This is a genomic window from Pseudomonas saudiphocaensis (genome assembly GCF_000756775.1).
GTDB classification, from domain to species: domain Bacteria; phylum Pseudomonadota; class Gammaproteobacteria; order Pseudomonadales; family Pseudomonadaceae; genus Stutzerimonas; species Stutzerimonas saudiphocaensis.
The window spans coordinates 2,106,214-2,121,381 of sequence record NZ_CCSF01000001.1 but is presented as its reverse complement, the minus strand read 5'-3'; the positions used below and the strand labels follow the sequence as shown (position 1 = coordinate 2,121,381).

Below are 15,168 nucleotides of genomic sequence, written 5' to 3'. Positions count from 1 at the left end.
AAGGCCGGCGCAGAGCCGTGAAGCATCTGCAAACAGGTGCCGTTGAACCGCCATGAACGGCTGACCGTCACAGTCAGGGCAAGTGGCAGAACTGGCCAGCATGAGGTACATGATGAAGTTACAGAACAGGATTGCGCTGGTTACCGGCAGCACTCAGGGGATCGGGCGCGGCATTGCCGTGCGCCTGGCTGAGGCTGGTGCCGATTTGGTCATCAATGGCCGGGAGGATGGCGAAGAGGCCCAGGAGACCCTTGAGCAGGTTCGCAAGCTCGGGCGGCGGGCCTGCTTTATCGCCGCCGATGTCGGCGTGGTTGCTGAATGCCGTCGGTTGGTGAACGAAGCTGTTGCGCAGATGGGGCCGCTCGACATTCTGGTCAACAATGCAGGCTTGCAGAAGCACCGCCCGTTTCTAGACGCCGAAGAGGCGGAGTATGACCAGGTGCTGGAGGTCAATCTGCGTGGCCCGTTCTTTCTTGCCCAGGCCTTTGCGCGGCACTTGCGCGACAGCAATCGAGGCGGGCGCATCATCAACAACAGCTCGGTTCACGAAGAACTGCCGTTTCCCAATTTCACCAGTTATTGCGTCAGCAAGGGCGGTCTGAAAATGCTCATGCGCAATCTGGCCATCGAGCTGGCGCCGCTGGGCATCACCGTCAACAACGTTGCACCGGGAGCCATCGAGACGCCCATCAACAGCTCCCTGGTAAAGCAGCCGGACAAGCTTGAGCGGCTGCTGGAAAACATTCCCGCCGGGCGACTCGGCCAGCCGCGTGACGTGGCCGGTGCAGTGGCCTTTCTCGCCTCTGACGAAGCCAGCTATATCACCGGTACGACGCTGGTGATCGATGGCGGACTGCTATGGAATTACAGCGAACAATGAGCGATAGCCAGCAGAGCCTGTTCAAATACGATATCAGCGCGATCTCTGTTGCCGACACCCTGACGCCGGCAGAGCGTTATCAGGAACTCTTCGTCGCGGTGCAGATGCAGCGTGTCTTTGCGGACAGCAAGACCTTTGTCGACTGCGCCCCACGGCAGCAACCCGAAGCCATCCTTGAGGCCTATCGGGCGCGCTGCGACGATCCGGATTTCGATTTGCGCGCCTTCGTTGACGAGCATTTCAGTCCGTTCGAGGTGCCGCCGACGAACTTCGTCGCCAACCCTGACGAGAGTCTTGCCGATCATATCGACCGGCTCTGGCCGGTGCTGACCCGGCATCCACAGGAGCACCCGGCGCATTCCTCGCTACTGCCGTTGCCTTACGACTACGTAGTGCCGGGCGGACGCTTCACCGAGCTGTATTACTGGGACTCGTACTTCACCATGCTGGGTCTGGACGAAAGCGGGCATTGCGATCTGCTGCGCGCCATGGCCGACAACTTTGCCTACCTGATCGACACCTACGGCCACGTGCCAAACGGTAATCGCACCTACTACCTGGGGCGCTCGCAGCCGCCAGTGTTCGTCTTCATGACCGAGCTGTTCGAGGAAAACGGCGTGTATCGCGCCAGTGATTACCTGCCGCAGCTGCTTAAGGAACATGCCTTCTGGACTGACGGTGGCGATGCCTTGCGACCGGGCGAAGCGCATGCGCGCTGCGTATGTCTGCCCGACGGCAGTCTGCTCAACCGCTACTGGGACGAGCGGGATACACCCCGTGAAGAGGCCTATCGGGAAGATATCGAAACGGCGCGTGACTCCGGCCGGCCCGCGCACGAGGTCTACCGGGACCTGCGTGCGGGAGCAGAGTCAGGCTGGGATTTCAGCTCTCGCTGGCTGGATGACACCGAACGCCTGTCGAGCATCCGCACCACCCGCATCGTCCCGGTGGATCTGAACAGCTTCCTCTACAAGCTGGAAATACAGATCGCCCGCCTCAGCGAGGTGAAGGGACTGGATGATCATGCCCGGTCATTCCGCCAGCGCGCCGAAACGCGTCTGGCGGCCATTGATCGCTACCTGTGGAATGAGCGCGAGGGCGCCTATTTCGACTACGACTGGTGCTTGCAGCAGCAGCGCGCGAACCTGACGGCGGCGACACTGACCCCTTTGTTCGTGCAGGCGGCCAGTGCGGCCCAGGCCGAGCGCGTGGCGGATATCGTGCGCCGGCGTCTGCTTGCACCCGGTGGACTGGCGACCACCGAAAGCAGCGCCAGCGAACAGCAGTGGGACCGCCCCAATGGCTGGGCGCCCCTGCAGTGGATGGGCATCCGCGGGCTGCAGTACTACGGCCATGATGCGCTGGCGCTGCAGATCGAGGAACGCTGGCTGAGTATCGTGGCCTACCTGTTCGAGCGCGAAAGCAAACTGGTGGAAAAGTACGTGCTACGGCAATGCGCCGATCATGCCGGCGGCGGTGAGTACCCGTTGCAGGACGGCTTCGGCTGGACCAACGGTGTCACCCGCAAGCTGATGCAGGAAGACCCACGCCACGAAGCACATCGCTGCCGGGCGGGAAGCTGCGCAGCGCAGGACTAGTTCTGAAGCGCCGTGGGCAGCAACTCGCCTTGAGCAGGCAGGCGCCTTCCATTCATGGGCGCGGCCTGCCACAGCGTAGAGCGCCGTCCTCGGCGCCAAACTCTTTGCCGGCAGCTTTTCTAAGGCTCGCGCCGATACGGATTGAGCTCAGCGCCGGGAAACTCCAACGTGCCTTTTTCGACGAAGCGCTGGGTACCGAACACACCGCCCGCCAGCTTGCCGCGCAGGACATAGGGCAGCTGATCTTCACCGAAGCGCTCGGCCAACCCGAGCGCCTGGCGAGCAGCGGATAAGGCCGAGACGGTCATCGGCACCTGCAGCACGCTTTCGCCGAAGCGCGGCACGCTGCCCTGTTGATCGCTGACACCGCTGGCCAGGCGCCTGCCGTTGACTTCCAGCTCCAGCGCCACGCCGTTGTAGTCGAGGGCAAAGTCATTGGGGTTCTGCACCCGCAATTTCACCAACATGCGCAGCTCCAGACCTTCACCGGTCAATGGCTCGATCCCGGCGACCTGCACGTTCAGCGCATCGCGTGGGGTGAATAGCGCGCAAGCGCTCAGGTTCAACAGCAGGCCGACCAGCAGCAGGCGAAGCAAGACAGTGGCGGGACGTATCTGCATCGAAATCTCCAGGGCAAGGATCCATTAGGTGCAGTATGGCCGAAGGCGCCGGCTTGAAGCGCCTGCGAACCTATTGGTCATTCGTTGGGCTGAATTTGTTCGGCCAGGTTCGCTCGGAGCGGACAGCTTTCTCCCTATGACGATTGTCGAGAGCTGCAACGAGGCGTTCGGCTACCGTGTTCGACTTTAAGCCTATGGCCGCTGCGCGGGATTTTTGAGATAGTTAGCTTGCTAAGCGTAAGTTTGGCGGTGCGTGTCGCTCACAAGGCAGCGCGCATTGACGCAGCAAGACTGGCCCAACACCGGCCAGTCGCGTCTTCTTCCTTTTGCGCTTATGCGCTTGGCGACTCAAACGGTTGCCTCCGTTCGACAACCGCTGCCCAGGTGGCGGTTGCCGCTTTCATCTATAGTGCCCTTTCCTGAAAGCCTCACGGAACCCAACGGCAGCGTTTGGGTCGATTCAGGGTGAGTTTTCCGCCGCGAATCAGCGCGTGGGTTTTTCAGCAGTCTGCCGAGAGGGCATTGAGATGGATCTGTTGCGCATATTGATTGCGATTTTGTTGCCACCCCTTGGAGTTTTTCTCCAGGTAGGCTTCGCTGGCGCGTTCTGGCTGAATATCCTGCTGACGCTGCTGGGCTACATTCCGGGGATTGTGCATGCTGTCTGGATCATTGCCCGGCGCTGACTGCTCGCTGCAATTTCCAGGTCGGGGTTGATGCGCCCAGGGGCGCAGGCTTTCCGTGTTGCTAACGGGTCGGTGCCACTGTCGCCTGCCGGCCTGATCACGCGAAATACCTTGCACAGGTCTGAATCGGTATTCACCTTCTGGGTTTGTTAGTTTTGGCGGTTAAGCCATGCACACGCGTAGCAACCGGAAAGGATTCAAATGGGCGACTCATTCATCGAACAAAACCAGTTCAGACGCATTCTTAACCGCAATGTGGCGGTACCGCTTGGCTTTGGGTTTCTTAGCGCGTTTTTCTTCAGTGGCATCGTCTACTACCTGTTGAGCGTCAGCCACTGGGTTGATCAGTCGGTGCGGGGTGTTTCGCATGCCCATGAAGCGTTGAAGCTGATCAGCAGGCTCGAAGCCTCCATGCGCGGTTATTTGATTGCCGGTGAAGAGATCTTTCTCGAGCCCTATCGCCAGGAACTGCCTCAGCTGGGAGATGAGCTGCAGCAGCTTGCCGAATACACCAGTGCCAATCCGGTGCAGCTTGATCGCATCGAGCGGGTGATTACTCTGCAGAACGAGTGGGTCACATTCGCCGAGTCAGTTATCCACCAGCGAGCCTTGGGCGAGGACATAGCCGAACACGTCCGTAGCAAGCGCGGGCTTGAACTCAAACAGGAGCAGCGCCGGCTGCTCTATGAGTTTATTGCCGCCGACCGCCACGACAGAAATGAGCGCACCGAGCGTTCGGAAGCCATCAGTACCCTGCTGATCGGCGGTTTCCTGGTCTTCAGTCTGGTCTTCAGCGGGCTGCTGGTGTATTCCGGCCGACGCGATCTGCTCAGTCTTTCCACCAGTTACGCCAGTTCCCTGAAACAGCAGCAAGCCCATGCGGCTGCGTTGGAAAAGCAGGCCTGGTACCGCACCGGGCAGACGCAGCTGAGCGAATCCATTATTGGCGAACAGACGCTGCCGATGCTGGGCCAAAACATTCTCAATTTCCTCTCCAGCTACCTGGGCGTTGCCGTCGGCGCACTCTATGTGACCCAGGATGGCCAGCTGCAGCGAGTCGCTGAGTTCGCCTGGAGCCAGGGCAGCGCAGACCGTGCGCGGACGCTTGAGCTGGGCGAAAGCCTGGTTGGCCAGGTGGCGCTGGCGCGCCGCATGATGACACTGGAGAATATTCCGCAGGGCTATCTGAAGGTCAGTTCGGCGCTGGGAAGCACCGATGTGCAGTCGCTGCTAATCACCCCCATCGAAGACAGTGGCCTGCTCAATGGTGTGCTGGAGCTGGGCTTCCTGCGTCCTCTGCGCGAAGAAGATAGCGAGTTGCTGCGGCGCATCGGCGAGGGCATCGGTTCGGCTATCGAAGCTGCGCGCTATCGCCAGCGCTTGCAGCGGGTACTGGCTGAAACCCAGCAACTCAACGAGCAGTTGCAAGTGCAGCAGGAAGAGCTGCGTGCCGCCAACGAGGAGCTGGAAGAACAGTCCAGCGCACTGCGTGAATCCCAGGCGCAGATGGAAGAACAGCAGGCCGAACTGGAGCAGACCAACGAGCAGTTGGCCGAGCAGGCGCTGGAGCTTGCCCGTCAGCGCGACGAGGTGGCGTTGAAGAATGGCCATCTGCGCGACGCGCAGCTGATGCTTGAAGAGCGCGCGCAGGACCTGCAGCGGGCCAGCCGCTACAAGTCCGAGTTCCTTGCCAACATGTCTCACGAGCTGCGCACGCCGCTTAACAGCTCGCTGATTCTCGCCAAACTGCTGGCGGACAACCCCGAAGGTAATCTCAGCAGCGATCAGGTGCAGTTCGCGCGTTCCATCTATTCGGCGGGTAACGACCTGCTCGCCCTGATCAACGACATCCTCGACATCTCCAAGGTCGAGGCCGGCAAGCTCGAGGTGTATCCGGAAGTGCTGTTCCTGACGCGCCTGGTCGAGGGGCTGAAAGGCCTGTTCATGGCACAGGCAATGGAGAAGTCGCTCAACTTCGAGGTCCACCTGGACGAGGGGCTTCCCGTCAGCCTGTACACCGATCGCCAGCGCCTTGAACAGATTCTCAAGAATCTGCTGTCCAACGCCTTCAAGTTCACCGAACAGGGCTCGGTGGTGCTTAGCATCAGGCGCCACGATGAGCAGAGCATCTCCTTTGCTGTGCGAGATACCGGGATCGGTATCAGCGAAGAGCAAAAGGAAGCGATTTTCGAGGCCTTCCGCCAGGCCGACGGCACCACCAACCGACGTTATGGCGGCACCGGGCTCGGCCTGTCCATATCCCGCGAGCTGGCGCAATTGCTCGGCGGCACCATTGAAGTGAGCAGCGAGCCGGGCCGCGGCAGCCTGTTTACTCTGACTCTGCCGGAAAACTACAGCGAGCCGGTACAACCTCAATTACCGCCTCCGAGCCAACCTGTGGCGGCAAGCGCGCCTCCGGCTCCAAGTCCCGCGCCGGTCGTGGCGCCGACTGTGTCGGCATACGTCGAGGACGACCGCCAGAACTTCCCCTTTGATGAACGAACGGTGCTGGTGATCGAAGACGAGCCACAGTTTGCCGGGATTCTGCGCGACCTGGCCCATGAGCTCGGATACAACTGCCTGATCGCGCCCAACGCCGACGAGGGCTTCGGCCTGGCGCAGCAGTACCAGCCGGACGCCGTTCTGCTGGACATGTGCCTGCCCGACCATTCAGGCCTGACTGTGCTGGAACGGCTCAAGGAAAATCCGGCCACGCGGCATATTCCCGTGCATGTCGTCTCGGTAGAGGACCGCAAGGAAACTGCCCTGCAGATGGGGGCTATCGGCTATGCGCTGAAACCCACCACCCGCGAGGATTTGAAGGGCGTCTTCGATCGGCTCGAAGCCAAATTGGCGCAGAAGGTCAAGCGCATCCTACTGGTCGAGGACGACGCCCTGCAGCGCGAAAGCATGGCGCGCCTGATCGAGGACGACGACGTGGAAATCACCGCCGTCGAGTTTGGCTCACAGGCCCTGGAACACCTGCGCTCGACGGTATTCGACTGCATGGTGATTGACCTTAAGCTGCCCGACATGGACGGCCACGAACTGCTCGAACGCATGGCCCGCGAGGACATCTGTTCCTTCCCTCCGGTGATCGTCTATACCGGGCGCAATCTGACCCGTGATGAAGAAGCCTCGCTGCTGAAGTACTCGCGCTCGATCATCATCAAGGGCGCTCGTTCGCCGGAGCGGCTGCTCGACGAGGTGACGCTGTTCCTGCACAAGGTCGAATCCGAGATGCCGCCCGAGCGGCAGAAGATGCTGATGCGGGTGCGCAACCGGGAAAAGGCCTTCGAGGGGCGCAAGATCCTGGTGGTCGATGACGATGTGCGCAACGTCTTCGCCCTGACCAGCGCCCTGGAGCAGAAAGGTGCTCTGATCGAAATCGCCCGCAATGGCCATGAAGCCATCGCGCAGCTGGACACCATCGATGACATTGATCTGGTGCTGATGGACATCATGATGCCGGAGATGGATGGCTTCACCGCCATGCAGGAGATCCGCAAGGACCCGCGCTTCGACAAGCTGCCGATCATCGCGGTTACTGCCAAGGCGATGAAGAATGATCAGGAGCGCTGTCTGCGAGCCGGCGCAAACGATTATCTGGCCAAGCCTATAGACCTCGATCGGCTGTTCTCGCTGATTCGCGTCTGGCTGCCGAAAGTGGAGCTGCTGTGACATGCCGGAGCGCAATCAGGCCATAGAGCTCAGGCTGCTGATCGAGGCGATCTACCTGCGCTACAGCTACGACTTCCGCGACTACTCCCAGGCTTCGCTCAAACGGCGGGTACTGCTGGCGCTGCGGCAGATGAAGTGCGACAGCATCTCGCAGCTGCAGGGACGGATTCTCTATGACGCCGAGGCGTTCGTGGAGCTGTTGCAGTACCTGACGATCCCGGTCAGCGAGATGTTTCGCGATCCCGACTATTACCGGGTGCTGCGCGAGCAGGTGGTTCCGGTGCTGCGCACCTATCCTTCGCTGAAAATCTGGATCGCAGGCTGCAGCACCGGCGAAGAAGTCTATTCGATGGCGATCATGCTCAAGGAAGAGGGGTTGCTCGAGCGCAGCATGATCTATGCGACCGATATCAATCCGCGTTCGCTGGAACGTGCGCGCCAGGGCATTTTCAAGATTACCGACATGAGTCAGTACTCGGTCAATTATCAGCGGGCCGGCGGCCGCTCCAGCCTCAGCGACTACTACACGGCCGCTTACGACTCGGCAATCATGGACAAGTCGCTGAAGGAACAGGTGACTTTCGCCGACCACAGCCTGGCCACTGACAGCGTATTCGCCGAAACCCAGTTGATTTCCTGCCGCAATGTACTGATCTATTTCAACAAGCCGCTGCAGAACAGGGCTTTCGAACTGTTCCACGAATCCTTGTGCCACCGCGGTTTTCTCGGCCTGGGAAGCAAGGAGACGGTAGAGTTTTCCGCCTCCGGCGAGCGATTCGATGCCTTTGACAAGGAACAGAGGATCTTTCGCAAGCTATGAACGGCCAGGCTTTCGGCAAACGTGCCCAGCGATCCAAAGTCGATGCGGTGGTGATTGGTACCTCCGCAGGTGGCCTGGCCGCGCTGAGCGTACTGGTCAGTGAGCTGCCGGCAACCTACCGGCTGCCGCTGCTGGTGGTGCAGCACGTACCGAACAGCGGGCCGACGCAGTTGGCAGCGATCTTCGGGCGCAAGACCAGGCTACAGGTCAAGGAGGCCACCGATAAGGAAGCAATAGTCGGTGGAACGCTGTACTTTGCTACACCGGGCTACCACCTGCTGGTCGAGACGGACCTGAGTCTGTCGCTCAGCCAGGATGACCCGGTGCACTTTGCGCGGCCGTCCATAGACGTGCTGTTCGAGTCCGCTGCCGATGCATGGCGCGAGCGCGTAGCCGGGGTTCTTCTGACCGGCGCCAATGAGGACGGCGCCGCCGGTCTGCAAGCCATCGCCGAGGCGGGGGGGCTGACCGTGGTGCAGGACCCTGCCGAAGCCGAGATGGCTGCCATGCCGCTTGCTGCACTCCAGCGCTTTGCGCCGGACCATATTTTGCCCCTGCGCGATATCCATCGACTGTTGCGCGAACTGGAGTAAGTCATGCCTTATCAGACCGATGATGCGAATCTGCTGATCGTCGATGATCTGCCGGAAAACCTGCTGGCGCTTGATGCCCTGTTACGGGGGCCGGGCATCCATGTGCATCAGGCCGAGTCGGCGGATCAGGCACTGGAACTGTTGCTGCGCCACGAGTTCGCCCTGGCCATCCTCGATGTGCAGATGCCCGGCATGGACGGCTTTCAACTTGCCGAGCTGATGCGCGGTACCGAGCGCACCAAGCATATTCCCATCGTCTTCGTCAGCGCCGCCGGTCGCGAACTCAACTATGCCTTCAAGGGTTATGAGAGCGGTGCGGTGGATTTCATGCACAAGCCGTTGGACACCCATGCGGTGCGTAGCAAGGTCAGTGTATTCGTCGACCTTTACCGTAACCGCAAGCGTATGGCCCGCCAGCTGGAAGCCCTGGAGCGCAGCCGCCACGAACAGGAAGTGTTGCTTGATGAGTTGCGCAGCACCAAGGTCGAGCTGGAAGCTGCGGTGCGCATGCGGGACGACTTCATGTCCATCGTTTCCCACGAGCTGAAAACGCCGCTCAACACGCTGATCCTCGAAGTACAGCTGCGCAAGATGCAGCTGGCGCGCAACAACTTCGCGGCTTTCAGCGAGGAGCGGTTGCGGCAGATGACGGACAAGGACGAACGACAGATCCAGAGCCTGATCCGCCTGATCGACGATATGCTTGACGTGTCGCGCATTCGTACCGGCAAGCTGTCGATCCGGCCAACCAGCATTGATCTCAGCCAGCTGGTGGTCAGCGTGGTGGAGAATTTTGCACCGCAAATGGAGGCCAGCGGCTGCGAGCTGCAGTTTGAACGGCCTGAGCCGTTGATCGGGGTCTGGGATGAGTTCCGCATTGAGCAGGTGCTGGCCAACCTGCTTACCAACGCCGTGCGCTACGGTGCCGGCAAGCCGGTGCGGATCAGTGTTTGCCGTACAGACGAAGGCGCCTGTATCGAGGTGCGCGACCATGGCATCGGCATCAGCCCGAAAAGCCTGGAGCGTATCTTCCATCAGTTCGAGCGTGCCGAAGGCAGCGAAAACAGCGCAGGCCTGGGCCTTGGGCTGTTTATCGCCGAACAGATCGTCAAGGCCCATGGCGGCCGCATCCAGGTGGAAAGCGAAGCAGGGCAGGGAGCGCTGTTCCGCGTCCTGTTGCCGCTGGAAAGCCCAGCGCCTTAACGGGTTGTTGAAAACAAACTGTTAAACGTCAGGATGAGCAGCTGATCTGCAGGTGCTTGCCCCACTCCGGTGGCCGCTCGGCGTAGCGCTGCATGTCGGGCTGCTCATCGAAGGGGCGTGAAAGCACCTGGTGCAGCTCGCGCACCGGGCCGTAATCGCCCTGCTCGGCGGCTTCGATGACCTGTTGAGCCAGGTAGTTGCGCAGGATGTACTTGGGATTGACCGCATGCATCTGCGCCTGACGTGCCTCCTGTGCAATACCTTCAAGCTCGCTACGCTGCCGATAGCGTTCGGCCCAGGCATCGAAACCCGGTAGATCGAGGAAGTCTTCCCGCAGACGGCGCAAGGCCTGTGCGGGCGCGCTGTCGCCCAGCTCGCGGAAGAATCGCGTGTAATCTATGGCGCTGGTCTGCATCAGTTGCAGCAGCTCCTGCACCAGGGGCTTGTCGACATCCTGCTCGGTACGCAGGCCCAGGCGCTGGCGCATCAGATCGAGCCAGACGGATTCGTAGCGGGGCAGGAACAGGGCCATGGCTTCGCGCAGCTTTTCCACTGCGATAAATGGCGACAGCGCCTGGGCCAGGGCCGCGAGGTTCCAGTGAGCGATAGGGACCTGGTTCTCGAAGGAGTAGCGACCGCCGTGGTCGGAATGGTTGCAGACATGGCGGGCATCGAAGTCGTCGAGAAAGGCGTAGGGGCCGAAATCGAAGGTGATGCCGAGGATCGACATATTGTCGGTGTTCATTACTCCGTGGCAGAAGCCATAGGCCTGCCAGCGCGCGATCATCTCGGCGGTACGTTCGACCACGCGGGTAAAGAAGGCGCGCTCAGGCTCGGCTTCTTCCAGGCACTTGGGGAAATGGCAGGCCAATACGTGGTCGAGCAGTTGCCGCAAGGCCTCATGCTGGCGGGTGTAGTAGAAGAACTCGAAATGACCGAAGCGCACATGGCTGGGCGCCAGGCGCAGCAGCATGGCGCCGCGCTCCTGGCGTTCGCGATAGACCGGCTCGCTCGATCCGGTTACGCAGAGGGCGCGTGAACTGGGAATGCCAAGGGCATGCAGGTGCTCGCTGGCGAGGAACTCGCGGATCGATGAGCGCAGCACCGCCCGGCCATCGCCCATGCGCGAATAGGGCGTCAGTCCGGCGCCCTTGAGGTGCAGGTCCCAGTATTCTCCGGCCTGGTTGCGGACCTCGCCCAGCAAGAGTCCGCGGCCATCACCGAGCTGTGGGTTGTACACCCCGAACTGGTGGCCGGAATAGACCATCGCCCGTGGCTCGGCTGTAGACCATAACTTGTGCCCGGAGAACAGCTCGGTAAACAGCGGCTGCTCGGCCTCGGCAGGGTCCAGGTCCAGCAGCGCCATGGCCGCCTCGCTTGCCACAACCAGCTTAGGTTCGCTCATGGGTTGTGGCTGTACCTTGGTGGAAAAGGTGTCGCCGAGGCGGGCGAAGCGGTTGTCGAAGTGCAGCTGGGTCAGGGTTTTCACGGCGGCTCCAGGCGGAGGGCGAGTTAAGGGATGCGAAACAACGCTCGTATTGTGACCTCGCTCCAGTGACGAGGTTGTCGGCTCTCAGACCGCAGGTAGAACCTGGAGGGCCATGTCAGCTGCGCAAACCTTGGCAGCGGACCTGTCCAAGAGCTTTGCTTTTCTTCGCTAATGCGAAGGCCGCCAAGAGCTGGGTCAAGCTCTCCCACAAAAGCGGATGCGCCGGACTCATCGGATGACGGGCAAGGCCGAACAAATTTGGCCCTACGCTTCGTTTTGCTGCGGCGCTGGCAGCTCCAGTTCCTGGCCGTTGCGATTTTTCAGGTGCACATCCAGCTGGCGGAAGGCGATGACGATACCGCATTCGCGGAACTCGCGGTCCAGGCGGCGGTTGATCTCATCGATCACCGGGTTGCGGTCGGCCAGATCACGAACATGCAGGCGCAGCTCGTGCTCAAGGCGACTTTCGCCGAAGCTGAGGAAGAACACCTGTGGCTCGGGCTCCTTCAGTACCCGCGGATTATCCCGCGCCGCCTGGAACATCAGCTCGCGCGCCTTATCCAGATCGGAGCCAAACTCCACGCCGATGCGGATGGTTACCCGGGTGACGGTATCGCTCAGTGACCAGTTCACCAGCTGGTCGGTGACGAAGGTCTTGTTCGGAACGATGATTTCCTTGTGATCGAAATCGGTGATAGTGGTGGCGCGGATACGGATGCGGCTGACCGTGCCGGAGAGGTTGCCGATGGTGACCACATCGCCGATGCGCACCGGCTTCTCGAACAGGATGATCAGGCCGGACACGAAGTTGGCGAAGATCTCCTGCAGGCCGAAGCCCAGGCCGACGGAAAGTGCGGCCACCAGCCACTGCAACTTGTCCCAGCTGACGCCCAGGGTCGACAGCACCGAGACGATGCCGGTGCCCACCAGGATATAGGACAGCAGGGTGCCGGTGGCGTAGGCGCTGCCCGGGGCCAGACGCAGGCGTGAAAGTATCAGTACCTCAAGCAGGCCCGGCAGGTTGCGCGCCAGGATCAGCGTGATACCAGCGATGGCCAGGGCGCCGAGCAGGTCGTTGAGGCTGATGATGGAGACCGTGAGGGCATCGCCGGAACCGCTGGTGAATTCATACAGGGCGAAATTATCCAGGTAGGACACCACCGAAATCAGGTCCGACCAGACCCAGTACAGCGCCACGAGAAACACGCCGAAGGTGGCCAGGCGAGTCAGTCGCAGCGACTGCTGGTTGACCTGTTCGATGTCCAGATTGGGCTCCTCGATGATCTCGTGATGTTCACCGGTACCTTCCTCTTCGGCAGCCTGGCGCCGGTCCATGGCGCGCTGGTAGGCCAGGCGCCGTGCGGCGATTGTCAGCGAACGCACCAGGGTGGATTCCAGGGCGATCCAGAACATCAGCAGGTAGAGGGTATCGATCAGGCGCTCGGTGAGCTTCAGCGCGGTGTAGTAATAACCGGTGCCGACCACCACGATCAGCGCCAGTGGCAACAGGCTGAACAGCACGCCGAGAAACAGCCGTGCCGGCGGTGCGTTCTCGCTGGCCGGGCCCTTGAGCAGAATGCGCATCAGGCGCCAACTCATCAGCGCGTAGCAGGCAAGGATGACTACCAGCCCGAGCACGTCCTCGGCGAGCATGGCCGGCTGCTGCTCGGCGATGCTGACCACCACCACCAGAACCAGTATCACCAGCCCGAGGCGGCGGATTTCATCGCGCAGGAAGGCCACCTGTGGCTTGGACCAGCGAAAGTGCAGCTCGGCCATGCGCCCCGGCGAGAGCAGCCGGTAGGCGGTGTAGAACACCAGCCAGGCCTGGGCCAGCTGATACAGGGCACTGCTCAACCCCAGGTTCTGCCCGCGAGCATCCATCTGTAGCAGGTAGCCGCACAGGGTCAGGAGCAGCGCGCCGGGCAGTGCCAGCAGTAGGTTGAGCAGCAGCGCCAAAGGCGTATGCAGCTGCCGGTCATTGCGGAAGTGACCTACGTCACGGCTCAGCTCATCGAGCTTGGCGTTGATCATCCCGCGGCGCCAGAGCAGCCAGGCAATGGAAAGTAGCAGGGGCAGAAAGAGCAGGGGGCGTTCTTTCAGGCCAGCCGCCATTTCCGTCAGTGCCGAATGCCAACCGATGCTGCTCAGTTGTCGTTCCAGGCGTTGCGGAAAGCTGGTCAGCCAGCTGAGATCCAGCGGCTTGTTACTGGGAATCCAGAACATCTGCTCGTCCAGCGTGGCGCTCAGTGCGCTGGCAGTGTCGTGCAGCTGCTTCTGGTTGAGCTGCAGGGTAATGGATTCGTTGAGCAGCGTGCTGATTTCGCGGTTCAGACGATCGAGCAATTCGCTGCGGGTTTTGATCAGGTCCAGCAGTGCCCTGCGCAGCTCCGGTGTAACCAGCTCTTCGGGCTGGTCGGCGAGCATTTTATCGACATAGGTTTGCGCATTCCCGGCCTGGTCGCGGGCCTGGTTCAGCTCAAACTGGTAGAGCCGCAGATCGGCAATTTCGTCGGCGAGATTGCGATCGATCTTCACCTTCGGCAGGTTGAGTTTCTGCTGGTAGAGGATTCTTGAAAGCAGCAGGCTGCCTTCAAGCACCGCAATCTGCTCTTCTAGCGCCTTGTCGGTCTGGTTCAAGGTGTCTAGCTGCTGGCGGGCCTGCAGGTTCATCTGATTGAGCAGGTTGAGGCGCTCGGTGGCGCGCAGCAGGTAGTCGGAGAGCTTGAGGTTCTCCGCGCTTTCGGCCGCCAGAAGCGTGTCGGAACCTGCCAGCTGGGCCTTTGCCGACAGTTCGGCCACGGTTTGCTCGGACTCGGCGCGGCGTTTGGCGTTGATCAGCCCCTGCAGAGCCTGGGTTTCCTGTTCGGCGCGGGCTATGCGCTCGGCCAGCAGGTTGCGCCGGGCCTTGCCCAGATCCTGCAACAGGTTATTGCCGGACAGCTCCTGGCGGCGCAGCTCGATCTGCGCCTGCAGGGCAGCGATCTCCGCTTCGAACAGCCCGCGCTGCTCTTCGCTGATGGACTTGCCGTTGTCGAGCCCGCTCTTGAGGCGATTCTGCAGTGCCTGGATGCGCGTCTGGTTGGTGCCAATCTGAGCCTGGGAGCGCTCGGGGCGGGTTTGCGCAGTGATGATCAGGCTGTTGGCATCGGTCAGCTGCTTGTTCCAGTCGCTCAGCTCGGCGAGGCGGGTAGCCAGGCGCTGTTCCAGTGCGACCACGGTCAGATTGGCGAAGCGTTCGCTGGGATCAGGCTCGGGGTTGGCCTTGAGCCGCGTCAGCTCGCGCTGAGCCGTGCTGATTTCCTGCGGTGCCTGGGCAATCTGCTTCTTCAGGGTTGCCAGCTGCTGGTTGCGGTTGGCGGTCTGCTCCTCGAATTGCTTGATCTGCTCGGCAAGGCTGGGTTGCGCTGGTCGGGCTTCGCTTTCAGCCGCCTGCTGACCGCCGGTCAGGCTGTCCAGGGATTGCGCCTGGGCATAGGTGCAGATTTGCAGAAAGCCAACCACCAGGGTCAGCGCAAGGACTCGTGAAAAAGACATGTCTTCCGTTGCAGAACTGAACGAGCGCTGAGTCTACGGGCTGCGCATGAGGAGTGCGAGC

General features: G+C 61.2%; 10 protein-coding genes. 7 read left to right on the top strand and 3 right to left on the bottom strand.

Features of this window, described 5'->3' with window-relative positions; genetic code table 11:
* The first annotated feature begins 112 nt into the window (after positions 1 to 112).
* Positions 113 to 880 carry an SDR family NAD(P)-dependent oxidoreductase gene (locus BN1079_RS09800; RefSeq protein WP_037024017.1) on the top strand — a complete coding sequence of 256 codons (768 nt, stop codon included), beginning with the start codon at positions 113 to 115 and terminating at the stop codon, positions 878 to 880.
* Entirely contained in the window at positions 877 to 2,478 is a 1,602-nt protein-coding gene (treF, locus tag BN1079_RS09795; protein ID WP_037024016.1) for an alpha,alpha-trehalase TreF, read from the top strand. The genes BN1079_RS09800 and treF overlap by 4 nt, the downstream gene beginning before the upstream one ends.
* 119 nt (positions 2,479 to 2,597) lie before the next feature.
* Here the strand turns inward: treF and BN1079_RS09790 are convergent, their stop codons facing one another.
* Positions 2,598 to 3,098 carry an LEA/WHy family protein gene (locus BN1079_RS09790; RefSeq protein ID WP_037024014.1) on the bottom strand — a complete coding sequence of 167 codons (501 nt, stop codon included), beginning with the start codon at positions 3,096 to 3,098 and terminating at the stop codon, positions 2,598 to 2,600.
* Between the two features lie 527 nt (positions 3,099 to 3,625).
* Between BN1079_RS09790 and BN1079_RS17365 the strand changes: the two genes are divergently transcribed.
* The 5 genes from BN1079_RS17365 to BN1079_RS09765 all read left to right on the top strand — a co-directional run bounded on the left by BN1079_RS17365 (position 3,626) and on the right by BN1079_RS09765 (position 10,081).
* Positions 3,626 to 3,784 (top strand): YqaE/Pmp3 family membrane protein, encoded by a 159-nt coding sequence (locus BN1079_RS17365; RefSeq protein ID WP_037024013.1) that lies wholly within the window; start codon positions 3,626 to 3,628, stop codon positions 3,782 to 3,784.
* Between the two features lie 201 nt (positions 3,785 to 3,985).
* Positions 3,986 to 7,465, top strand: a complete 3,480-nt coding sequence (locus tag BN1079_RS09780) for a response regulator (protein WP_037024011.1) — start codon at positions 3,986 to 3,988, stop codon at positions 7,463 to 7,465.
* A 1-nt stretch (position 7,466) separates the two neighbouring features.
* The gene (locus BN1079_RS09775) at positions 7,467 to 8,285 is read left to right on the top strand and encodes a CheR family methyltransferase (protein WP_037024009.1); all 819 of its coding nucleotides are present in this window, start codon (positions 7,467 to 7,469) and stop codon (positions 8,283 to 8,285) included.
* Positions 8,282 to 8,878, top strand: coding sequence for a chemotaxis protein CheB (locus BN1079_RS09770; RefSeq protein ID WP_052114462.1), 597 nt, complete (start codon positions 8,282 to 8,284; stop codon positions 8,876 to 8,878). Before BN1079_RS09775 ends, BN1079_RS09770 begins: the two co-directional genes overlap by 4 nt.
* A gap of 3 nt (positions 8,879 to 8,881) precedes the next feature.
* Positions 8,882 to 10,081, top strand: a complete 1,200-nt coding sequence (locus BN1079_RS09765; protein WP_037024007.1) for a hybrid sensor histidine kinase/response regulator — start codon at positions 8,882 to 8,884, stop codon at positions 10,079 to 10,081.
* A gap of 28 nt (positions 10,082 to 10,109) precedes the next feature.
* Here BN1079_RS09765 and selO read toward each other — a convergent pair whose 3' ends face one another.
* Together selO and mscK are read right to left on the bottom strand one after the other, a co-directional pair.
* Positions 10,110 to 11,570: a protein adenylyltransferase SelO gene (selO, locus tag BN1079_RS09760; RefSeq protein ID WP_037024006.1), complete on the bottom strand. Its 1,461-nt coding sequence runs from the start codon at positions 11,568 to 11,570 to the stop codon at positions 10,110 to 10,112.
* Positions 11,571 to 11,834: 264 nt separating this feature from the next.
* A complete protein-coding gene (gene mscK / locus BN1079_RS09755) occupies positions 11,835 to 15,107 on the bottom strand; it encodes a mechanosensitive channel MscK (RefSeq protein WP_037024004.1) in 3,273 nt (1,090 codons plus the stop codon).
* Between the last annotated feature and the right edge of the window lie 61 nt (positions 15,108 to 15,168).

What these genes read in the sequence shown, in the direction of transcription:
- BN1079_RS09800 (WP_037024017.1), top strand. Translation starts at nt 113, where the DNA reads ATGAAGTTACAGAACAGGATTGCGCTGGTTACCGGCAGCACTCAGGGG.
- treF (WP_037024016.1), top strand. Translation starts at nt 877, where the DNA reads ATGAGCGATAGCCAGCAGAGCCTGTTCAAATACGATATCAGCGCGATC.
- BN1079_RS09790 (WP_037024014.1), bottom strand. Translation starts at nt 3,098, where the DNA reads ATGCAGATACGTCCCGCCACTGTCTTGCTTCGCCTGCTGCTGGTCGGC.
- BN1079_RS17365 (WP_037024013.1), top strand. Translation starts at nt 3,626, where the DNA reads ATGGATCTGTTGCGCATATTGATTGCGATTTTGTTGCCACCCCTTGGA.
- BN1079_RS09780 (WP_037024011.1), top strand. Translation starts at nt 3,986, where the DNA reads ATGGGCGACTCATTCATCGAACAAAACCAGTTCAGACGCATTCTTAAC.
- BN1079_RS09775 (WP_037024009.1), top strand. Translation starts at nt 7,467, where the DNA reads ATGCCGGAGCGCAATCAGGCCATAGAGCTCAGGCTGCTGATCGAGGCG.
- BN1079_RS09770 (WP_052114462.1), top strand. Translation starts at nt 8,282, where the DNA reads ATGAACGGCCAGGCTTTCGGCAAACGTGCCCAGCGATCCAAAGTCGAT.
- BN1079_RS09765 (WP_037024007.1), top strand. Translation starts at nt 8,882, where the DNA reads ATGCCTTATCAGACCGATGATGCGAATCTGCTGATCGTCGATGATCTG.
- mscK (WP_037024004.1), bottom strand. Translation starts at nt 15,107, where the DNA reads ATGTCTTTTTCACGAGTCCTTGCGCTGACCCTGGTGGTTGGCTTTCTG.